This window comes from Streptomyces albicerus (assembly GCF_008905045.1).
Lineage (GTDB): Bacteria > Actinomycetota > Actinomycetes > Streptomycetales > Streptomycetaceae > Streptomyces > Streptomyces albicerus.
The window spans coordinates 1-18,878 of record NZ_VWMY01000050.1 but is presented as its reverse complement, the minus strand read 5'-3'; the positions used below and the strand labels follow the sequence as shown (position 1 = coordinate 18,878).

The window sequence follows — 18,878 nt, the reverse complement described above, 5'->3', positions numbered from 1 at the left end:
CGCGTCGTATTGGCCACTACCGGCGGGTAGCTTCTTGTGCGCAGATTCACACGTTCATGTGGCACTGCGTGCCATCTCGCAGGGTGGCGCGCCCTGGTTCAGACGGCCTGCGAAGCGACGTACGCGCCACGCTTCTCGATGGCCATCTGGTACAGGCGGCCCGCCCGGTACGAGGAGCGGACCAGCGGGCCCGACATCACACCGGAGAAGCCGATCTGCTCGGCCTCGTCCTTCAGCTCCACGAACTCGTGCGGCTTCACCCAGCGCTCGACGGGGTGGTGACGTACGGACGGGCGCAGGTACTGCGTGATGGTCACCAGCTCGCAGCCCGCCTCGTGCAGCTGCCGCAGCGCCTCGCTGACCTCTTCACGGGTCTCGCCCATGCCGAGGATCAGGTTCGACTTCGTGACCAGACCGTAGTCGCGGGCCTCCGTGATGACCTTCAGCGAGCGCTCGTAGCGGAAGCCCGGGCGGATGCGCTTGAAGATGCGGGGGACCGTCTCGACGTTGTGCGCGAAGACCTCCGGGCGGGAGGAGAAGACCTCGGCGAGCTGGGCCGGCTCGGCGTTGAAGTCCGGGGCGAGGAGTTCGACCTTGGTGCGGCCGGCCTCGCGGCCCGCGGTCTGCTCGTGGATCTGGCGCACGGTCTCGGCGTACAGCCAGGCGCCGCCGTCCTCGAGGTCGTCGCGGGCGACGCCGGTGATCGTCGCGTAGTTCAGGTCCATCGTGACGACGGACTCGCCCACGCGGCGCGGCTCGTCGCGGTCCAGGGCCTCCGGCTTGCCCGTGTCGATCTGGCAGAAGTCGCAGCGCCTCGTGCACTGGTCGCCGCCGATGAGGAAGGTGGCCTCTCGGTCTTCCCAGCACTCGTAGATGTTGGGACAGCCCGCCTCCTGGCAGACCGTGTGCAGGCCCTCGCTCTTCACGAGGTTCTGCATCTTCGTGTACTCGGGGCCCATTTTCGCCCGGGTCTTGATCCACTCGGGCTTGCGCTCGATGGGGGTCTGGGCGTTCCTGACCTCCAGGCGCAGCATCTTGCGTCCGTCGGGTGCGACTGCGGACACATCGGCTCCCTGTAGCTTCGATTCTTCGGCGTACACCAGGGTACGCCCGTGCGGTTCTCGGCCCCCGTGGTGGGCAACCTTCGGGAACGGGGGTGCATTCCCGGGCCCTGTTTCCGCCCCGCCGCCCTTACCCGTCCCATCCCTGGGGCTCCGCCCCAGACCCCGTTGCCTGGCTGTCGGGTGCGGGTTGGGTGTGGCTGGTCGCGCAGTTCCCCGCGCCCCTGGAAGGTGGGGCTGCGCCCCCACCTTCCAGCCCGTCCGGCGTTTGGACGGGTAAGGGCGGCGGGGGCGGAAAAAGGCTCTACACCGCGGCCCGTTCCACCTCGCGCGGCTTCAGTTCCGCGTTCTCCAAGACGTCCCTCAGGTGCCGCTCGGCCATGGGCAGTACCTCCGCGATGGTGAGGTCGCGCCCCAACTCGTGGGCCAGCGACGTGACACCCGCGTCACGGATCCCGCAAGGGATGATCTTGTCGAAGTTGGACGTGTCCGGATTCACGTTGAGGGCGAAGCCGTGCATGGTGACGCCCTTGGCGACACGGATACCCACGGCACAGATCTTGCGATCCTCACGGCGCTGCCCGGCGTTGGAGGGCGCGTACTCGGGCCCGTTGAGGCGAGGGTCGAACTCCTCGTCGGCGAGGCGAGGGTCGAAGTCGAGGGAGAGCCCCCCGAGGGCGGGACGCTCCGCCACCGGGTCACCGAGGACCCAGACACCGGCCCGCCCCTCCACCCGGCTCGTCTCGACACCGAACTCCGCGCAGACACGGATCATCGCGTCCTCGAGGCGGCGGAGATGGGCGACGACGTCGACGGGACGCGGGAGCTTCTGGATCGGGTAGCCGACAAGCTGCCCGGGACCGTGCCAGGTGATCTTGCCGCCACGGTCCACGTCGACGACGGGCGTGCCGTCGAGGGGCCGCTCACTGTCCGCCGTGCGTCGCCCCGCCGTGTAGACCGGCGGGTGCTCGAGGAGCAGACAGGTGTCGGGGATCTCGTCCTGGAAGCGGGCCGCGTGCACACGGCGCTGCTCGTCCCAGGCCTCCTGGTACTCGACGGCGTCCGCACCGAAACCCATCCGGACGAACCGCAACTCACTCACGGCAAGCGCCTCCCTGGCACGACTCGTAAGGCGCGTACGCGCCCCACGCCACTGTACGTCCGGCCGATGCCCGTCAGCCCTGGGGCCAATCCTCACACGATCGGATGAATGCGGGTCGAAGTGTGCGATCGCGCGCTTACAGACCGCTACATTCGCGCCGTTCACGAGGCTTTCAAGGGCTGCTCAAGGCACGGCGGCCGACCTCGCCCGGGCCTGTCCGTGCAGGCCCCCAGCCCGGAAGGCAGGAGTTCGCACCGCAGATGACGGAACGACCCGCGCAGCGCACCCCCAACCGTCAGCTCGCCGCACTTATCGCAGAAGCGGGGTTCTCCAACGCGGGGCTCGCCCGTCGAGTGGACCAGCTCGGCCTCGAACACGGGCTCGATCTCAGATACGACAAGACATCGGTGACCCGCTGGCTGCGCGGTCAGCAGCCACGGGGCACCACACCGGCCCTGATCGCCGAGGTCTTCACCCGCCGCCTCGGCCGCCGGCTCACCGCACAGGACCTCGGCCTCGACGCGTGCGCCCCGGTGTACGCCGGGCTCGAGTTCGCCGCCACGCCCGAGGAGGCCGTCGACATCGTCGGCGGGCTGTGGCGCAAGGACTCCGGAAGCCACGCGGAGCTGCGCAAGATCGCGTTCACTCCGGCGGGGCTCGTCGTGCCCAGCCGTGACTGGCTGATCGGCCGGGCCGACGACCGGGTGGGCCGCGGTGACCCCGGGGCCGCACGGATCCCCGCGCAGGGCCGCCCGGCCGTGCCCCGGCAGCGCACGCAGACCGAGCGCGGGCCGGGCCAGCGGGTGACCGCGGGCGACATCGCGGCCCTGCGCTCGGTCGGCGAGCTCTTCCGCGCGCTCGACAACGCGTACGGCGGCGGGCACGCCAGGCAGGCCCTCGTGCGCTACCTGGAGCACGAGCTGGAGCCGATGCTGCGCGGCACGTACGGCGAGCAGACCGGGCGCCGGCTGTTCGCCGCGGCCTCCGATCTGACCCGGCTGGCGGGCTGGACCTCGTACGACATCGCCGCGCACGGACTGGCACAGCGGTACTTCGTACAGGCGCTGCGCCTCTCGCAGGCGGCGGGGGACCGGGCGTACGGCTCGTACGTGCTCGTGACGATGAGTCGACAAGCCGTCTATCTGGGGCACGGCCGGGAGGCGGTGCAGTTGGCCCGGGTCGCCCAGCAGGGCGTGGGCTCGTCGGCGCCGCCCGTCGTCCAGGCGCTGCTGTACGCGGTCGAGGCGCGCGGCCATGCCGTGCTGGGCGAGGTCCGGGCGGCCACGGCCTCGCTGGTGCGGGCCGAGCGGGCGCTGGAGACCGCGCGGCCCGGCGACGAAGTCCCGTACTGGGCGCGGTTCTTCGACGAGGCGCAGCTCGCGGACGAGTTCGGGCACTGCCACCGCGATCTCCAGCAGTACCGCGCGGCCGCCCAGCACGCGGAGCGCTCCCTCCAGCTCCGCGCGCCCGGCTACGCCCGCAGCCGGCTCTTCTGCCGGGTCGTCCTGGCCTCCGCCCGGCTCGGTCTCGGCGAGCTCGACCAGGCCTGCCAGTTGGGCGCGGAGGCGGCGACGCAGGCCGCGGAGATGCGGTCCGTGCGGGCGCTGGAGTATGTACGCGACTTCGAGCGGCGGCTGGAGCCGTATCGGGACGCGGCGCCGGTGCGGGGGTATCGCGACAAGGTCGCGGCACTTGGCTGAGGGCCACTGTGGGAACGGCTGTATTCCGCTGCGGGGCGGCTGTGGCTGGTCGCGCAGTTCCCCGCGCCCCTAAGGGGCGCGGGGTGGAGGCCCCGCCCCGCGACGGGACCTCCACCCCTGCTCTCGCGCGCCTAAGCGGTCTCGGTGCAGTCCGGTGCGGTCTGGCAGCGCCCTGAAGGGGCGCGGGGCTGCGACATTTGCGGCTCCGCCGCGCGGGCGCGACCAGCCACGACGCACCCGCAGACGACCCACCGGACATCCAGCGAAGCGCTCAGGCGGCGGTCGAGGCCGTTAACCGGGCCGGTGCGGACGGTGAGTTGATGCCCAGATCCGTCAGGAGGGCCGTCGCCGCCCGGTGGCCCGAGTGCAGGGCGCCCTGGACCGTGCTGGTGTCGCGGTGGTCGCCGCAGACGTACAGGCCGGCCAGGAGGCGGACCGGGCGGCGGAGGTCGTGCGGGGGCGGCATCGCGGGGACGGCGTCCGGGGTGTGGTGGACCGCGAGCAGCTCCCAGCGGTGGGTGGCGGTGCCGTAGAGGGCGGCCAGGTGGGCGCGTACGGCCCGGTCCGGGTCCGCGGGCGGTGCGCCGAGGAGCGTGGACGAGATCAGGGCGCGGCCCGCGGGCGCGCGGGACGGGTCGACCTGGCTCATGACGGCGGTGTGGGCCACCGGGCCGCGGCGGTCCGCGTCCAGGACCAGCGCCGCCTCCGTCAGAGGCGCCTCGTCGGCCGTGTGGTGCACCACCGTCACGGGGTGGAACGGCGGTACCCGCAGACCGGGCAGCAGCTCGGCGGCGGCGCTGGCGCCGGTCGCCACCAGGACGGCCCGGCAACGGAGTTCACCGTGGTCCGCCGTCGTCACGGAGGTCGTCGACACGGACGTGACGCGCACTCCGGTACGGACCGTCCCGGGCGGCAGGGCTCCCGCGAGCAGCTCCGGCAGTGTGTCGGCGCCGCCCTCCGGGACGCACAGGCGGCCGGAGGCGAAGGCGCGCAGCGCGAGGTCCGCGCACCGGCTGGACGTCGTCAGATCCGGGTCGCAGAGCAGCGCGGCGAGGAGCGGGCGCAGAAAGCCCTCCACCGTACGGGCGGGCATGCCGCGCGCCGCGAGCGCCCGCCCGGCGGGCCGCTCCGGACGGGCCAGCAGCCGCTCCACGGGGACCGTCGAGATACGCCCCAGGGCCGCGGCGAGCCGGGCCTGGTCGAGGGCACCGCCGAGGGGCGGGAACGCCCGCGAGAGGGGCGGGGCGGTGGCCGCCGGTATCTGCCGGGACCGGCGAGGAGGGCTCACCAAGGCGCGTGCCGCATCCAGTGCGCCCCGTGCGCCCCCGGCGCTCGCTGGCTCGCCCGCACGGTGGACGCGGCCGTCGGCGTGGACCAGAACGCCCGGCGCGAACGGGCGCAGGACGAGGGCGTCGAGGCCCGGTGTCAGCCGCAGCTCCGGATACGACGTGGAGAGGAGCCGGCCGATGCGGTCGAGACGGAAGCCGTCGACCTTCTCGGTCGTCATACGGCCACCCACGTAAGGGGCGGCCTCCAGGACCACGGTCGTTACACCTGCGCTGTTCAGCCGATGGGCGGCCGAGAGTCCCGCGACCCCGGCCCCCACGATGACGACGTCCGCCTGACAAGCGGGCTCAAGCACGTGCCCCTCCCCGAGGTCGCGCGGTTGCTGGGGACGTCATGCCCCCAACAGGCTTCCGGAATACCCGAGTTCGGGATGAGGGTAGAGCCGCGGACGGCCGGGGGAAGTCGCGCATGAACAGGGCACGGGCGCACGCCGGTCGCATGTGGCCGCGACCGCCGACTCGCGACTATGCCCGAGCCAACTGCCCCTGTCCGGAGCCTCTACGCCCGCGCCGACCGGATCGCCTCCTCGATGCCCGGGAACGCGAACGTGAAGCCCGACTCCAACAGCCGCGTGGGAAGCACCCGTTGGCTCCCCAGCACATCCGCGGCCATCTCGCCGAGCACGAGCCTCAGCACGGGCGCGGGCACCGCGAAGAGGGTGGGCCGGTGCAGCACGCGCCCCATCGCGGCCGTGATCTCCCGGTTGGTGAGCGGCTCCGGGGCCGTCAGGTTGAAGGGGCCCGACAGAGTCTCCGTGTCGAGCAGATGCCGCAGCGCGGCCACCTCGTCGTGCAGCGCGATGTAGCTCCAGTACTGGCGCCCGTCGCCGAGACGCCCGCCGAGCCCCGCCTTGAACAGCGGGAAGAGTCGCCCCCAGGCGCCGCCCTTCGCGGCCACCACGAGCCCGGTGCGCGCGAAGACGGTCCGGATGCCGGCCTCCTCCGCGGGCGCCGCCGCCTCCTCCCACTCCACGCACATCGAGGGCAGGAACCCGCCCGCGGGAGGCGTGCTCTCGTCCACGGCCCGCTCGCTGGTGTCTCCGTAGATACCCATCGCGCTGCCGTTCAGGAAGACTCGTGGCGGCCGGTCGAGCGAGGCGACGGCCTCCGCGAGCGCGGCCGTGCCGAGCACCCGGCTGTCACGGATCCTCCGCTTGTACGCGTCCGTCCAGCGGTGGTCGCCGATCCCCGCCCCCGCGAAGTTCGCCACGGCGTCGCAGCCGACGAGCCCCGCCGCGTCGACGTACTGCCGCTCGGGGTCCCACTCGACCTCGTCCTTCGCCCGGGGCGTACGGCGTACCAGCCGCACCACCTCGTGCCCGTCAGCGATCAGCGAGCGCGTCAGCGCCCCGCCGATGAGACCGGACGCGCCGGCCACGGCGATTCGGGAAGATTCCATGGCCCCATCCTCCTTCAGAGCCTGTGTCACATCCCCGGCCGGGCGCCCGCCGCCTGGTGCGTGCGCTGATCCGGCCGGGGATGTGACGAAGGCTCTCAGGCCCTCCGGAGCGGCCCGTCAGAGGTGGCCGAAATCCCGGACAACGCCTCGCACTCCCGCCGTACAGTGACCTCCATGCCCGAGCTGCACATACGCACCGCCCGGCCCGACGACGAAGACGCTCTGGGCCGTCTCGACCGCGCGACCTGGTCCTATCTGCATGCGGTCAGACCACAGGAGCAGCCGCCGTACGAGCCGTTCTTCAACGAGCGCTTCGGACCCCACGACCACTTGGTCGCGGAGCTGGCCGGACGCCTCGTCGGCTATGTACGGCTCGGTTTCCCCACCCCGCTCGCCTCCAACGCGCACGTACGGCAGATCCAGGGCCTCGCCGTCGCCGACGAGGCACGGGGCAACGGCGTGGGCCGGGCGCTGATCCGCGCGGTCGTCGCGGAGGCCCGCCGCCAGGGCGCGCTCCGGATCACCCTGCGCGTCCTCGGCCACAACACCCCGGCCCGCAAGCTGTACGAGTCGGAGGGCTTCGTGGTCGAGGGCATCCAGCCGGGGGAGTTCTATCTGGACGGGGAGTACGTGGACGACGTACTCATGGGGCTCAGCCTCTGAGCCGAGCCGGTCCGCGGTCTTCCCCGGGACGTGATCCTCAGGACGTGACGAGGTCGCCCGTGTCCACCGGAGACGTGGCCTGCGCCGCGCGCCGGGCCTCGCCCGCGACCTCGTCGGCGGTCAGCACGTAACCCGTCTCGTCGTCGCTCGTGGAGCGGGCGAAGACGACGCCGTACACCTTGCCGCCGGTGGTCAGCAGAGGGCCGCCGGAGTTGCCGGGGCGGACCGTGGAGCGGATCGAGTAGATCTCGCGGGTGACCGTGTCGGAGCCGTAGATGTTCTGGCCCCTGGCGTTGATCTTGTTCGCGACGGTGGCCGCCTGGAGGTCGAGGCCGCCGTCCTGCGGGTAGCCCGCGACCACGGCCGCGTCGCCGCGGGTGGCGCTCGCGTCGAACGGCAGCACGGGGGCCTTGAGGCCCGGCACGTCGAGCACGGCCACGTCCTTCTGCGGGTCGAAGAGGACGACCTTCGCCTCGTACGCCCGGCCCGTGCCGCCCACGCGTACGGTCGGGTCGTCGATGCCCGCCACCACGTGGGCGTTGGTCATCACATGCTCGGCCGCGTACACGAAACCGCTGCCCTCGCGGCCCTGGGTGCCGACGGCGCCCTCGACCTTCACGGTGGAGCGCTGCGCGGCCAGCGTGGCGGCCGAGGTGACGCTGTCCCCGGAGGGCTTGGCGACGCTGGCCGCCGGCTCGTTCTCGAAGGGGTTGAAGACCTGCGGGAAGCCCGCCTCCGTCAGGGCCGAGGTGGCCCGGGAGAACCAGGCCGGAGTGGTCTCCGGCATCGCGTCCTGTACCGCGCCGAGCAGCGCGGAGTTACGGATCGACGAGGTGACGACCGGCGAGGCGGACGCGCCGAGGACGCTCGCGGCGACCCACGCCACGAGCAGCACGGCGACCGAGTTGGCCGCGGCCCCGCCCACTCCGTCGGCCACGCGCAGCGGGCCCTGGTCCAGCTCGCGCCGCAGCTTCAGGGCCAGGCGGCCCGCCAGCTCGTGGCCCACCGCGGCGGGCAGCAGCACCGTGAGCACCGCCGTGACCGTCGCCGTCGTGCTCCCCGCCGTCACCAGGTCCATCGTCCAGGGCAGCACCCATACGCCGATCACGGCACCGCCCACGAAGCCGGCCAGCGAAACACAGCCGGCGACGAGTCCGCGCCGGTAGCCGGACGCCGCATAGCCGAGGATCACCAGCAACAGCAGGATGTCGAGCAGGTCCACGGAGCTCCCTTTCTCTTGGGCCTCCTAGTACGTGCCGGGCGGGCCCAGTGATCAGGTACGCGCGCGTGGAAACCGGCCAACCGGCACGCGCGCGTGGACCTGTAGAAACGTCCCGGACCGGGAGGTTGGTTCCACCGGGTGGCAGACCACACATCGCGGACGGCCCAGGTGTCCCGGAGAGTGGATCTCATGTGCGCCCACCGAACCCCGCCCGCGCGACGCGCCCGGGGCGCGCTGCGAGCGGTGTGCGCGGGGTGGGGGCGGCGGGTCCGGCGGGTCCGGTCGGGCCGTACGGGCGCAGCACGCCCGCCGGGCGGCGCGCGTCCGCCGCTCGCGGCGCGCATACCCCGGCCTGTGCGCATCGCCCTCGCCTGTGTCCCCGGGCTCGCGGCCGTCGTCGCGCTGGTCCTGTGTGCCGTGGTCGTCGACCGGACGCCCGGCGGTGCCCGGCGTCCGGTCGCGGCGCGGGCCGGCACGGAGCATCAGGCCGCGCGGCCCGCCATCGTGCCGAGGGAGCGCTGGCTGGGCGACGCCGCCTACACGCGGCCGCCCACCCGGTACGCCGACCGCGTGTCCGCCGTGTTCGTGCACCACACCGACTCGCCGAACGGGTACGACTGCGCCGACGTGCCCCGGATCATCCGGTACCTGTACGTGGGGCAGGCCGGGGGCCGGAACTGGGACGACATCGGCTACAACTTCCTCGTCGACCGCTGCGGCACGATCTACGAGGGCCGGGCGGGCGGCACCGACCGCCCCGTCGTCGGCGCGCACACGCAGGGCTTCAACGTGGGGACGACGGGCATCGCGGCGATAGGCACCTTCACCGCGGGCGTGCCCGTCCCGAAGGCCATGACCGACGCCATAGCGGCCGTCGCCGCCTGGAAACTCGGTCTCGCGGACATCGACCCGCGCGCCCCCGTACGACTCGTCTCCACCAACAGCCTGAGCAAGTACCGGGCAGGCACCCGCGGAACCTTCACGGCCGTCTCGGGCCACACCGACGGCTACTGGACCGCGTGCCCGGGCGCGGCCCTGATGGCCCGCCTGCCCGAGATCAGACAGCACGCGGCCCACCTCCAGGGCAGGCGGTAGTGCCCACGCGGCGGCTCACAGCTACGCCACAGCAGACTCACCGATCTCCCAGAGCCGTGCCTCCTAGCGTCGAAGCACGCACTGACTGGAGGTGGGGATCGTGAACAGTCACGAGAACGTGAACAGCCGCAGGGACACGAGCAGTCACGGGAGCGGTCGGAAGAACGGGAGCGGTCAGAAGAACGAGAGCGGTCGGAAGAAGCGGCAGCCCCGGCGTACGCCCCTGTGGGCGCGGGCCGTGCGCAGCCCGTGGACCGTGGCCTGTGTGGTGGCCGCCGTCGTGGTGGGCCCGTCCGCCGCCACCGCGTCCGCGCTCGACCGGGCCAACGCGGCGCCCCCGCACAGTGCGCCGAGGGACGGCTCGCCCATGGCCAAGGACGCGCCCGGGACGGGTTTCGTGGTCCCGCGCAGGCCCGTCTGGTGAGACCGCGTCAGTCGGCGAACCGATCCCACAGCCGCGGGAAACGCTCCGCCAGCAGGGCCTGGTTCTCCAGGTCGAGCGGGGCGCCCAGCGGCTCGGGCGGCGCGGCCGGAATGCCCAGGTCCGGAGCGACCGTGGCGGTGAGCTGCTCGTACGCCTCGTCCGCCGCGTAGCCCAGCTCCTCGCCGTCCCCGTCGACCTCGTCGTCGAAGTCCGCGAGGAGATCGGCCAGCTTGTCGGGATCGTGCACGGCACCCTCGTACACCTCCCGGCCCTGGCCGATCAGCCAGCAGCGGAAGAAGTCGAAGGCGTCGTCGCTGGCCCCGTCGAGCAGGATCCAGGCGGCGCCCCACAGGTCCCAGGTGTACGCGCGGTTGTAGCGGGCCTCGAAGTGACGGGCGAAGTCGAGGATCATCTCGGGGTCGTCGAGGCGCAGGAGCCGCTCGACCAGCAGGTCGGCCTGCTCCTCGGGGTCGCCCTCGGCGGCCTCGCGGGTCGCGTCCACCAGCTCCCAGAACTCCGTCTCGTCCATCACGGGACAAGCATCGGGCCTGTGACCGGCCCGCGCACCCGGGGACGGACAGATCGTTATGCGCGCACATGCCGAAGGAATGACCGCTCGCAACCGGAGGAACGACCGACGGCAACCGGAGGAAAGCCCGACAGCAGATGTCGGCTTTCGGCGAGATGCTCGGCCCATGGAGACAACAGCACAGGAGACCGCACAGCCCCTCAAGGGAAAGATCGCCCTGGTCGCGGGCGCCACGCGCGGCGCGGGGCGGGCCATGGCAGTGGAACTGGGGCGCGCCGGGGCCACGGTGTACGCGACGGGACGGACCACTCGTGAGCACGTCAGCGAGGTCGGCCGGACCACCGAGACCATCGAGGAGACGGCCGAACTCGTCGACGCGGCCGCCGGTGCCTCCGGCCGGGGGATCGCCGTGCCGACGGACCACCTGGAGCCGGAACAGGTACGCGCCCTCGTCGACCGTATCGACCGCGAACAGGGCCGCCTCGACATCCTCGTCAACGACCTCTGGGGCGGCGACGTCCACCTCGACATGGGGTCGAGCGAGCAGCCGAACATGTGGGAGATGGACCTCGCCAAGGGACTGCGGGTCATGCGCCTCGGCATCGAGTCGCACATCGTCACCAGCCACTGCGCGCTGCCGCTCCTCGTCCGCAACCGGGGCGGGCTGCTCGTCGAGGTCACCGACGGGACCGAGGAGTCCAACCGCGACTACCGCAGGCCGTTCTTCTACGACCTCGCCAAGACGACTCCGATCCGCATGGCGCGCGACCTCGGCGAGGAGCTGAAGGAGTACGGCTGCACGGCGGTCTGCCTCACGCCGGGCTGGCTGCGCTCGGAGGCGATGCTCGACACCGCCTTCCACGTCACCGAGGAGAACTGGCGGGACGCCTGCGCGCAGGCCCCGCACTTCGCGATCTCCGAGTCACCCACGTACGTCGCGCGGGCCCTGGTCGCCCTCGCCGCCGACCCCGAGGTCGCGCGCTGGAACGGGCGGTCGCTGTCCAGCGGCGGCCTCGCCCAGGAGTACGGCTTCACGGACGTCGACGGCTCGGCGCCGGACGCGTGGCGGTACATCACCGAGGTGGAGCAGGCGGGCAAGCCCGCGGACGTCACGGGCTATCGGTAGCCCTCAGTCCTGCCCGGCGTCCTGCGCGGCCCTGGGCATGTAGTACGCGGCCGTCCGGGCGGCCGCCTCCGCGAAGCGCTCGCGGAGCCCGGACGGCTCCAGGACCTCCACCTCGGGTCCGAGGGCGAGGAGCTGGGTGTACGCCACGTCGTACGACTCGACGGACAGCGTGACCGTCACCCGGCCCTCGCCGTCGGGCGGGCCCGCCTCGGCCAGGGCCTCCTGCGCGGAGGGCGGATCGACGGCGTACTTCAGCTGCCGTGCGCCCGTCCCGGTGAGCCGTACCACGATCGTCGCCCGCAGGATCGAGCGCGCGAACTGCGCCGCGCGGTCCGCCCAGAAGCCGGGCAGGTCGAACCCCTCGTCGCGGCTGAAGCGTTCGCCGCCGTCCTCGACCGCCGTGAACCGGTCGATCCGGTAGACCCGGAACGAGCCGGGGTCCGGGACGCGGGCGCACACGTACCAGACGCCCGCCTTGAGCACGAGCCCGTACGGCTCCAACTCCCGCTCCACATCGGCCTCTTGGCGCCGATAGCGGGCGGTGATCCGGCGGTCGTCCCACACCGCCTCCGCGACGGCGGGCAGCAGTTCGGGGGTCTTCGGGTCGGTGAACCAGGCGGGGGCGTCCAGGTGGAAGCGTTGGGCGGCGGTGTGCTGGGCGTCGCGGAGGGAGGGGAGGAGGGCGGCCGACACCTTGAGCCGGGCGGCGGAGGCGGCGTCCTCGAGCCCCATCTCGCGCAGTGCGCCGGGGACCCCGGACAGGAACAGCGCCTCGGCCTCACTCCGGGCGAGCCCGGTCAGCCGGGTCCGGTACCCGCCGATCAGCCGGTACCCGCCGGCGCGGCCCCGGTCCGCGTACACCGGGACCCCCGCCTCCGACAGTGCCTGCGCATCCCGGGTGATCGTCCGCTCGGACACCTCCAGCTCCTGTGCCAGCTCGGCGGCGGTCATGGAGGACCGCGACTGGAGAAGCAGCACCATCTTGATGAGGCGGGCAGCACGCATGCCCCTCATGATGCCGGTTGCCTCCGGCGGTTGGGCCGGGTCGGGTTCGTGGTCGGCTGCGGGTTCGTGGGGGCTTGTCGCGCCGTTCCCCGCGCCCCTGAGAGGGGGGCCTGAGGTTGCGTCGTTCACTGCGGGTGGGTGGGGGCTTGCCGCGCAGTTCCCCGCGCCCCTTAGGGGCGCACCCGCAGCCGACGAACCCCGCTCGCCCACCCCGACAACAAAGGGACGCGCCGGCCACAAGCCGGCGCGTCCCATCGTTCACCCGGGCTTACAGCCCGTACCGCTCGCGGGCCTCCTTGACCGCCGAGGCCTTCACCTCGCCGCGTCGGGCAAGCTGGGCCAGGGCGGCGACGACGACGGACTGGGCGTCGACACCGAAGTGGCGGCGAGCCGCCTCCCGGGTGTCGGAGAGCCCGAAACCGTCCGCGCCCAGCGACGAGTAGTCCTGCTCGACCCACTGCGCGATCTGGTCGGGCACCTGCCGCATGTAGTCGGTGACCGCGAGGACGGGCCCCTCGGCCCCGTGCAGCGCCTGCCGCACGTACGGCGCACGGTCCTCCCCGCGCAGGAGCGCCGCGTCGGCCTCCAGCGCGTCCCGCCGCAGCTCCGTCCAGGACGTGGCGGACCACACGTCCGCGGCCACTCCCCACTCCTCCGCGAGCAGCTTCTGCGCCTCCAGGACCCAGTGGATCGCCGTACCGGAGCCGAGGAGCTGAATGCGCGCGGCGTTGGCGGCGGGCGAAAGCCCCGCGGACTCGGCCGTGTTGAAGCGGTAGAGGCCCTTGACGATGCCCTCGTCGATGCCGAGGCCCGACGGCTTCGCGGGCTGCGGCAGCGGCTCGTTGTAGACGGTGAGGTAGTAGAAGACGTTCGAGTCCTCGCCGGGCGCCGCCTCGCCGTACATCCGGCGCAGCCCGTCCTTCACGATCGTCGCGACCTCGTACGCGAACGCCGGGTCGTACGTCAGGGCGGCCGGGTTGGTCGCCGCGATGACGGGGGAGTGGCCGTCCGCGTGCTGCAGGCCCTCGCCCGTCAGCGTCGTACGGCCGGCCGTCGCGCCGACCAGGAAGCCGCGGCCGAGCTGGTCGCCGAGCTGCCACATCTGGTCGGCCGTGCGCTGCCAGCCGAACATCGAGTAGAAGATGTAGAAGGGGATCATCACTTCGCCGTGCGTGCTGTACGCGGTGGACGCGGCGATGAAGTCCGCCATCGAACCGGCCTCGGTGATCCCCTCGTTGAGGATCTGGCCGTCCTTGGCCTCCTTGTAGTACATCAGCTGGTCACGGTCGACCGGCTCGTACGTCTGGCCCTTGGGAGAGTAGATGCCGAGGGAGGGGAAGAGCGATTCCATGCCGAAGGTGCGCGCCTCGTCGGGGACGATCGGCACCCAGCGCCTGCCGGACTGCTTGTCGCGGACCAGGTCCTTGATGAGGCGTACGAAGGCCATGGTCGTCGCCAGGTTCTGCGAGCCGGAGCCCTTGTCGAACGCCGCGAACGCCTTGTCGGCCGGGGCGGGGAGCGGTGCCAGCGCGTGCGTACGGCGAGCGGGGGCCGGGCCGCCGAGGGCCGCGCGGCGCTCCTGGAGGTAGCGGACCTCGGGGGCGTCGGCGCCCGGGTGGCCGTAGGGGACCACGCCGTCCACGAACTGGCTGTCGGAGATGGGCAGTTCGAGCAGGTCACGCATCTGCTTGAACTCGTCCGTCGACAGCTTCTTCATCTGGTGGTTGGCGTTCTTCGACGCGAAGCCCTGGCCGAGCGTGAAGCCCTTGACCGTCTGGGCCAGGATCACCGTCGGGGCGCCCTTGTGCTCCACCGCCGCCTTGTAGGCCGCGTACACCTTGCGCGCCTCGTGACCGCCGCGGGAGAGGTGGAAGCACTCGAGGATCTTGTCGTCGCTCAGCAGCTTCGCCATCTCGACGAGCGCCGGGTCCGCGCCGAAGAAGTCCTGGCGGATGTAGGCGGCGTCACGGGTCTGGTACGTCTGCACCTGCGCGTCCGGCACCTCACGGAGGCGGCGTACGAGCGCGCCCGTGGTGTCGAGCTGGAACAGTTCGTCCCAGGCGTTGCCCCACAGGGACTTGATGACGTTCCAGCCGGCGCCGCGGAACTGGGCCTCCAGCTCCTGCACGATCTTGAAGTTCGCGCGGACCGGGCCGTCGAGGCGCTGCAGGTTGCAGTTGATGACGAAGGTCAGGTTGTCGAGACCCTCGCGGGAGGCGAGTGCGAGTGCCGCCGTCGACTCCGGCTCGTCCATCTCGCCGTCACCGAGGAACGCCCATACGTGGGACGCCGAGACGTCCTTGATGCCGCGGTTGGTGAGATAGCGGTTGAAGCGCGCCTGGTAGATGGCGGAGAGCGGGCCGAGGCCCATCGAGACCGTCGGGAACTCCCAGAGCCACGGGAGGCGTCGCGGGTGCGGGTACGACGGCAGGCCGTTGCCGCCCGCCTCCTGGCGGAAGTTGTCCAGGTGGGTCTCGTTCAGCCGGCCGTCGAGGAAGGCGCGGGCGTAGATGCCGGGGGAGGCGTGGCCCTGGATGTAGAGCTGGTCGCCGGACCCGTCGGCCTCCTTGCCCTTGAAGAAGTGGTTGAAGCCCGTCTCGTAGAGCCAGGCCGCGGAGGCGAAGGTGGCGATGTGGCCGCCCACGCCGTGTTTCGCGCCCCGGGTCACCATCGCGGCCGCGTTCCAGCGGTTCCACGCGGTGATCCTGCGCTCCATCTCCTCGTCGCCGTCCACTGCGGGCTCGGCGGCGGTCGGGATGGTGTTGACGTAGTCCGTCTCAAGCAGCTTGGGCAGCGCGAGGCCGTTGCCCTCGGCGCGTTCCAGAGTGCGGCGCATCAGATATGCGGCACGGTGCGGCCCGGCCGCCTTGGTGACGGCGTCCAGGGAGGCCTGCCATTCGGCGGTCTCCTCCGGGTCGCGGTCCGGGAGCTGGTCGAGCTCGCTCGGCTGGATTGCGGTGGGGTCGGTCATTGCGCCGCCTTCCGGATGCGGAGGGGGGTTCCCTCATCGGTAAGGGGTTCTCGGGGGTGCCCTTGGTCTTTGGCAGGACAGGGCGGCAGGCTTTGGTGAAAGCCCGTCGTCGACTGTAACTCTCTGATCGATGATCGATCAAAGGATTCCCGGGCAAAACCTCTTGATCACGAGAAAGTAGGCACGGGGTGCCTCGGCGTCAGGCACGGGGTGCCTGATTTTCGCAGGTGGGAGGTGTTGGTGGGGTACTTCTGAGCGGGCAGGCGCTCCACTGTTCCGGGCCAGGGCACTGTTCCGGGTCAGAGCACTGTTCCGGTCAGGAGGGTTCGCTGCCCGTCCTCGGTGCGCAGCCCAGCACATGCGCCTTCACCAGGTCCGCGATCAGCGGATCCCGGCGCCGGAAGGCCTCCACCAGCGCCTCGTGCTCCTCCGCGTACGACTGCTGGACCGTCCCCAGCCAGCGGATCGACAGGGCCGTGAAGACCTCGATGCCCAGGCCCTCCCAGGTGTGCAGCAGTACGGAGTTGCCCGCGGCGCGCACCAGTTCGCGGTGGAAGGCCACCGTGTGGCGGACCTGGCCGGTGCCGTCGGCCTTGCGGTCGGCCTCGTACAGGGCGGCGACGTGCGGCTCCAGGGCCGAGCAGTCGGCGGCGAGCCGCTCGGCGGCCAGTTCGGCGGCGATGGCCTCCAGGCCGGCCCGGACGGGGTAGCTCTCCTCCAGGTCCGCCGCGGTCAGGTTCCGTACGCGTACGCCCTTGTTGGGGGCCGACTCGATCAGGCGCAGGGACTCCAGCTCGCGCAGCGCCTCCCGGACGGGCGTCTGGCTGACCTCGAGCTCCGTGGCGATCCGGCGCTCCACGATCCGCTCGCCCGGCTTCCAGCGGCCGCTCACGATCCCCTCCACGATGTGCTCGCGGATCTGTTCGCGGAGCGAGTGGACGACGGGCGCGGTCATGAAGGCTCCTTAGGCGGGGGCACGCGGGCCCCTTAAGGCGTTGACGTCTAGACAATAAGGCCGTGCCCGGCGCGAGGAGAGTCGGACGGGGGCGCTTTCGCGCAGGTGAGACGAGACTTACACGCTGGCAGAGTGCCGCTTCCTGTCAAGCCTCGTAGCGGAAGCGGCCCGTCGCCGTCACAGGCCTGTCACGCCGGGAACGCGGGAGCGCGCCCACGGTGTGACCCCGGTGGCAGGGGCTCCCGCAAGAGGGTGCCCCTCCGAACCACCAGGGGGAACCATGGCCGGCAGGGGATGGACCGGAGGCGTGCGGGCCGCGGTCGCGGCGGCCGCCGCCGTGACGGTCGTCGGCATCACGGGGTGCGAACCGACGGAGGCCGGGGCGGTGGGCGAGCCGTCGGCCCCGGTGACCTCGACGGAGCCGGCGCCCGGCGGCACGTCGCCGCCGGGCCCCGGCGGAGCCTGCGTCTTCGTCAAGCCGGACGGCGCCGAGAGGTTCGGCCATGTCGGCTGGGGCTTCCGCGTCACCGGCACGGACCGCTGGGTGTACGGAGCGGTGGAGAACCCGAGCGGGAAGATCTACACCCCGCCGGGCGGCGACATCGGCGCCTGGCACGCGGAAGGGACGTACGCCCGCATGCTCAGCGACATGTCCCGGGACGCCCACTACCCCGGGACGTCGGAGCATCCGTACAGCCGCTACCGCTGCACCGGCGGGAAGACCGGTGACGTGGCGGCGGCCCGCGTGATGGTCGACGAGGTGGAGCGGCGGGGCTTCCTGGTGGGCATCGACCCGCGGACGGGCGAGATCGGCTCGCGGGACTGCCTGGACGCGACGTACGACGTGCTCAAGGCGTACAAGGCGCGGCGGCTGACCCCCGCGTACCAGACGGAGATTCCGAACGTGTGGGTGGAGTCGCTGGTGCTGTGGACGGACAGGACGCTCAAGCCGCGCTGAGCGCTCCGCTCGGTGCGGTGCTTCGTCTGCGGGTCCGTTGTGGCTGGTCGCGCAGTTCCCCGCGCCCCTACGGGGCGCTGTTGAACCGCGTGGGACTTCACCGGGCCCGTTCAGGAGTGGCCAAGACAGGAAGCGGGAAAGACGCGGCGCCCCCGTCCGGAGAAGTTCCGGGCGGGGGCGCCGCAGGTGGTGCGTACGAGACCTTGTGCGGGTCAGAGGCCGAGCTCGACCTCGAACTCGCCCGCCTCCAGGATCGCCTTGACCGCCGTCAGGTAGCGGGCGGCGTCGGCGCCGTCCACCAGGCGGTGGTCGTAGGAGAGCGTCAGGTACGTCATGTCGCGGACGCCGATCATGGTGCCCTCGTCCGTCTCGATGACGGCCGGACGCTTGACCGTGGCGCCGATGCCCAGGATCGCCACCTGGTTCGGCGGCACGATGATCGTGTCGAAGAGCGCGCCGCGCGAGCCGGTGTTGCTGATGGTGAAGGTCGCGCCGGACAGCTCGTCCGGAGTGATCTTGTTGGCCCGCACCTTGCCCGCCAGGTCGGCGGTGGCCTTGGCGATGCCGGCGATGTTCAGGTCGCCCGCGTGCTTGATGACCGGGGTCATCAGGCCCTTCTCGGAGTCCACCGCGATACCGATGCTCTCGGTGTCGAAGTAGGTGATCGTGCCCTCTTCCACGTTGATCCGGGCGTTGACGGCCGGGTGGGCCTTCAGCGCCTGGGCCGCAGCCTTCACGAAGAACGGCATCGGGGAGAGCTTGACGCCCTCACGGGCCGCGAAGGCATCCTTCGCCTTGGCGCGGAGCTTCATCAGCCGGGTGACGTCGACCTCGACGACCGAGGACAGCTGGGCCTGCTCGTGCAGGGCCTTCACCATGTTGTCGCCGATGACCTTGCGGATGCGAGGCATCTTGACGGTCTGGCCGCGGAGCGGAGAGGCCTCCAGGACCGGGGCCTTCTTGGCGGCAGCAGGGGCAGCGGCGGCCGGAGCCGGAGCTGCCGCGGCGGCCTTCGCGGCCTCGGCGGCGGCGATGACGTCCTGCTTGCGGATACGGCCGCCGACGCCGGTGCCCTTGACGGAGGCCAGGTCGACGCCGTTCTCGGCGGCGAGCTTGCGCACCAGCGGGGTCACGTACGCACCCTCGTCGGTGGGCTTCGCGGCGGCCGGCGTGACCGGAGCCGGGGTGACCGGCGCGGGAGCCGGAGCCGCGGGGCGGGCCGGGGCCGGAGCGGCCGCGGTCGGGGCGACCGGAGCAGCGGGGGCCGGAGCCGGAGCGGCGGCCGGAGCCGGAGCGGCGGCCGGAGCCGGAGCGGCGGCCGG

General features: G+C 72.1%; 16 protein-coding genes. 6 read left to right on the top strand and 10 right to left on the bottom strand.

Annotation, left to right across the window (positions count from 1 at the left end; all coding sequences use genetic code 11):
* Window positions 1-98 precede the first annotated feature (98 nt).
* Window positions 99-1,064 carry a lipoyl synthase gene (lipA, locus tag GAS53_RS37070; protein WP_151482164.1) on the bottom strand — a complete coding sequence of 322 codons (966 nt, stop codon included), beginning with the start codon at window positions 1,062-1,064 and terminating at the stop codon, window positions 99-101.
* Between the two features lie 301 nt (window positions 1,065-1,365).
* Window positions 1,366-2,163, bottom strand: a complete 798-nt coding sequence (lipB, locus tag GAS53_RS37065) for a lipoyl(octanoyl) transferase LipB (RefSeq protein WP_151482163.1) — start codon at window positions 2,161-2,163, stop codon at window positions 1,366-1,368.
* A 260-nt stretch (window positions 2,164-2,423) separates the two neighbouring features.
* Here lipB and GAS53_RS37060 point away from each other — a divergent pair, with 260 nt between their 5' ends.
* A complete protein-coding gene (locus GAS53_RS37060; protein ID WP_151482162.1) occupies window positions 2,424-3,863 on the top strand; it encodes a tetratricopeptide repeat protein in 1,440 nt (479 codons plus the stop codon).
* A gap of 271 nt (window positions 3,864-4,134) precedes the next feature.
* On the opposite strand, the gene GAS53_RS37055 is transcribed toward GAS53_RS37060, so the two are convergent.
* Together GAS53_RS37055 and GAS53_RS37050 are read right to left on the bottom strand one after the other, a co-directional pair.
* Entirely contained in the window at window positions 4,135-5,505 is a 1,371-nt protein-coding gene (locus GAS53_RS37055; protein WP_151482161.1) for an NAD(P)/FAD-dependent oxidoreductase, read from the bottom strand.
* A gap of 203 nt (window positions 5,506-5,708) precedes the next feature.
* A complete protein-coding gene (locus tag GAS53_RS37050; protein ID WP_151482160.1) occupies window positions 5,709-6,608 on the bottom strand; it encodes a TIGR01777 family oxidoreductase in 900 nt (299 codons plus the stop codon).
* 174 nt (window positions 6,609-6,782) lie between these two features.
* On the opposite strand from GAS53_RS37050, the gene GAS53_RS37045 reads away from it, so the two are divergent.
* Window positions 6,783-7,271: a GNAT family N-acetyltransferase gene (locus GAS53_RS37045; RefSeq protein WP_151482159.1), complete on the top strand. Its 489-nt coding sequence runs from the start codon at window positions 6,783-6,785 to the stop codon at window positions 7,269-7,271.
* A 37-nt stretch (window positions 7,272-7,308) separates the two neighbouring features.
* Here the strand turns inward: GAS53_RS37045 and GAS53_RS37040 are convergent, their stop codons facing one another.
* Entirely contained in the window at window positions 7,309-8,493 is a 1,185-nt protein-coding gene (locus GAS53_RS37040; protein WP_151482158.1) for a MarP family serine protease, read from the bottom strand.
* 360 nt (window positions 8,494-8,853) lie between these two features.
* Here GAS53_RS37040 and GAS53_RS37035 point away from each other — a divergent pair, with 360 nt between their 5' ends.
* Both GAS53_RS37035 and GAS53_RS58100 read left to right on the top strand, forming a co-directional pair.
* A complete protein-coding gene (locus GAS53_RS37035) occupies window positions 8,854-9,588 on the top strand; it encodes a peptidoglycan recognition protein family protein (protein ID WP_225859338.1) in 735 nt (244 codons plus the stop codon).
* Between the two features lie 100 nt (window positions 9,589-9,688).
* Window positions 9,689-10,012: a hypothetical protein gene (locus GAS53_RS58100; protein WP_151482156.1), complete on the top strand. Its 324-nt coding sequence runs from the start codon at window positions 9,689-9,691 to the stop codon at window positions 10,010-10,012.
* Window positions 10,013-10,019: 7 nt separating this feature from the next.
* On the opposite strand, the gene GAS53_RS37025 is transcribed toward GAS53_RS58100, so the two are convergent.
* Entirely contained in the window at window positions 10,020-10,541 is a 522-nt protein-coding gene (locus GAS53_RS37025; RefSeq protein ID WP_192583452.1) for a DUF4240 domain-containing protein, read from the bottom strand.
* Window positions 10,542-10,707: 166 nt separating this feature from the next.
* Between GAS53_RS37025 and GAS53_RS37020 the strand changes: the two genes are divergently transcribed.
* The gene (locus tag GAS53_RS37020) at window positions 10,708-11,667 is read left to right on the top strand and encodes an SDR family oxidoreductase (RefSeq protein WP_151482154.1); all 960 of its coding nucleotides are present in this window, start codon (window positions 10,708-10,710) and stop codon (window positions 11,665-11,667) included.
* Between the two features lie 3 nt (window positions 11,668-11,670).
* On the opposite strand, the gene GAS53_RS37015 is transcribed toward GAS53_RS37020, so the two are convergent.
* The 3 genes from GAS53_RS37015 to GAS53_RS37005 form a co-directional block, all read right to left on the bottom strand.
* Window positions 11,671-12,672, bottom strand: a complete 1,002-nt coding sequence (locus GAS53_RS37015; RefSeq protein ID WP_151482153.1) for a helix-turn-helix transcriptional regulator — start codon at window positions 12,670-12,672, stop codon at window positions 11,671-11,673.
* Window positions 12,673-12,940: 268 nt separating this feature from the next.
* Entirely contained in the window at window positions 12,941-15,643 is a 2,703-nt protein-coding gene (gene aceE / locus GAS53_RS37010) for a pyruvate dehydrogenase (acetyl-transferring), homodimeric type (protein ID WP_151482152.1), read from the bottom strand.
* A 316-nt stretch (window positions 15,644-15,959) separates the two neighbouring features.
* Window positions 15,960-16,598, bottom strand: a complete 639-nt coding sequence (locus GAS53_RS37005) for a GntR family transcriptional regulator (RefSeq protein ID WP_151482151.1) — start codon at window positions 16,596-16,598, stop codon at window positions 15,960-15,962.
* Window positions 16,599-16,878: 280 nt separating this feature from the next.
* Between GAS53_RS37005 and GAS53_RS37000 the strand changes: the two genes are divergently transcribed.
* Complete coding sequence (locus GAS53_RS37000) at window positions 16,879-17,556, top strand: hypothetical protein (protein WP_225859333.1); 678 nt, start codon at window positions 16,879-16,881, stop codon at window positions 17,554-17,556.
* 212 nt (window positions 17,557-17,768) lie between these two features.
* Here the strand turns inward: GAS53_RS37000 and sucB are convergent.
* On the bottom strand, window positions 17,769-18,878 hold a 1,110-nt coding region (gene sucB, locus GAS53_RS36995; RefSeq protein WP_151482150.1), incomplete at its 5' end, for a 2-oxoglutarate dehydrogenase, E2 component, dihydrolipoamide succinyltransferase.

Coding starts and splice junctions, on each gene's coding strand:
- GAS53_RS37015 (WP_151482153.1), bottom strand. CDS start 12,672: ATGCGTGCTGCCCGCCTCATCAAGATGGTGCTGCTTCTCCAGTCGCGG.
- GAS53_RS37025 (WP_192583452.1), bottom strand. CDS start 10,541: ATGGACGAGACGGAGTTCTGGGAGCTGGTGGACGCGACCCGCGAGGCC.
- GAS53_RS37050 (WP_151482160.1), bottom strand. CDS start 6,608: ATGGAATCTTCCCGAATCGCCGTGGCCGGCGCGTCCGGTCTCATCGGC.
- GAS53_RS37060 (WP_151482162.1), top strand. CDS start 2,424: ATGACGGAACGACCCGCGCAGCGCACCCCCAACCGTCAGCTCGCCGCA.
- GAS53_RS37020 (WP_151482154.1), top strand. CDS start 10,708: ATGGAGACAACAGCACAGGAGACCGCACAGCCCCTCAAGGGAAAGATC.
- GAS53_RS37000 (WP_225859333.1), top strand. CDS start 16,879: ATGGCCGGCAGGGGATGGACCGGAGGCGTGCGGGCCGCGGTCGCGGCG.
- aceE (WP_151482152.1), bottom strand. CDS start 15,643: ATGACCGACCCCACCGCAATCCAGCCGAGCGAGCTCGACCAGCTCCCG.
- GAS53_RS37005 (WP_151482151.1), bottom strand. CDS start 16,598: ATGACCGCGCCCGTCGTCCACTCGCTCCGCGAACAGATCCGCGAGCAC.
- GAS53_RS37045 (WP_151482159.1), top strand. CDS start 6,783: ATGCCCGAGCTGCACATACGCACCGCCCGGCCCGACGACGAAGACGCT.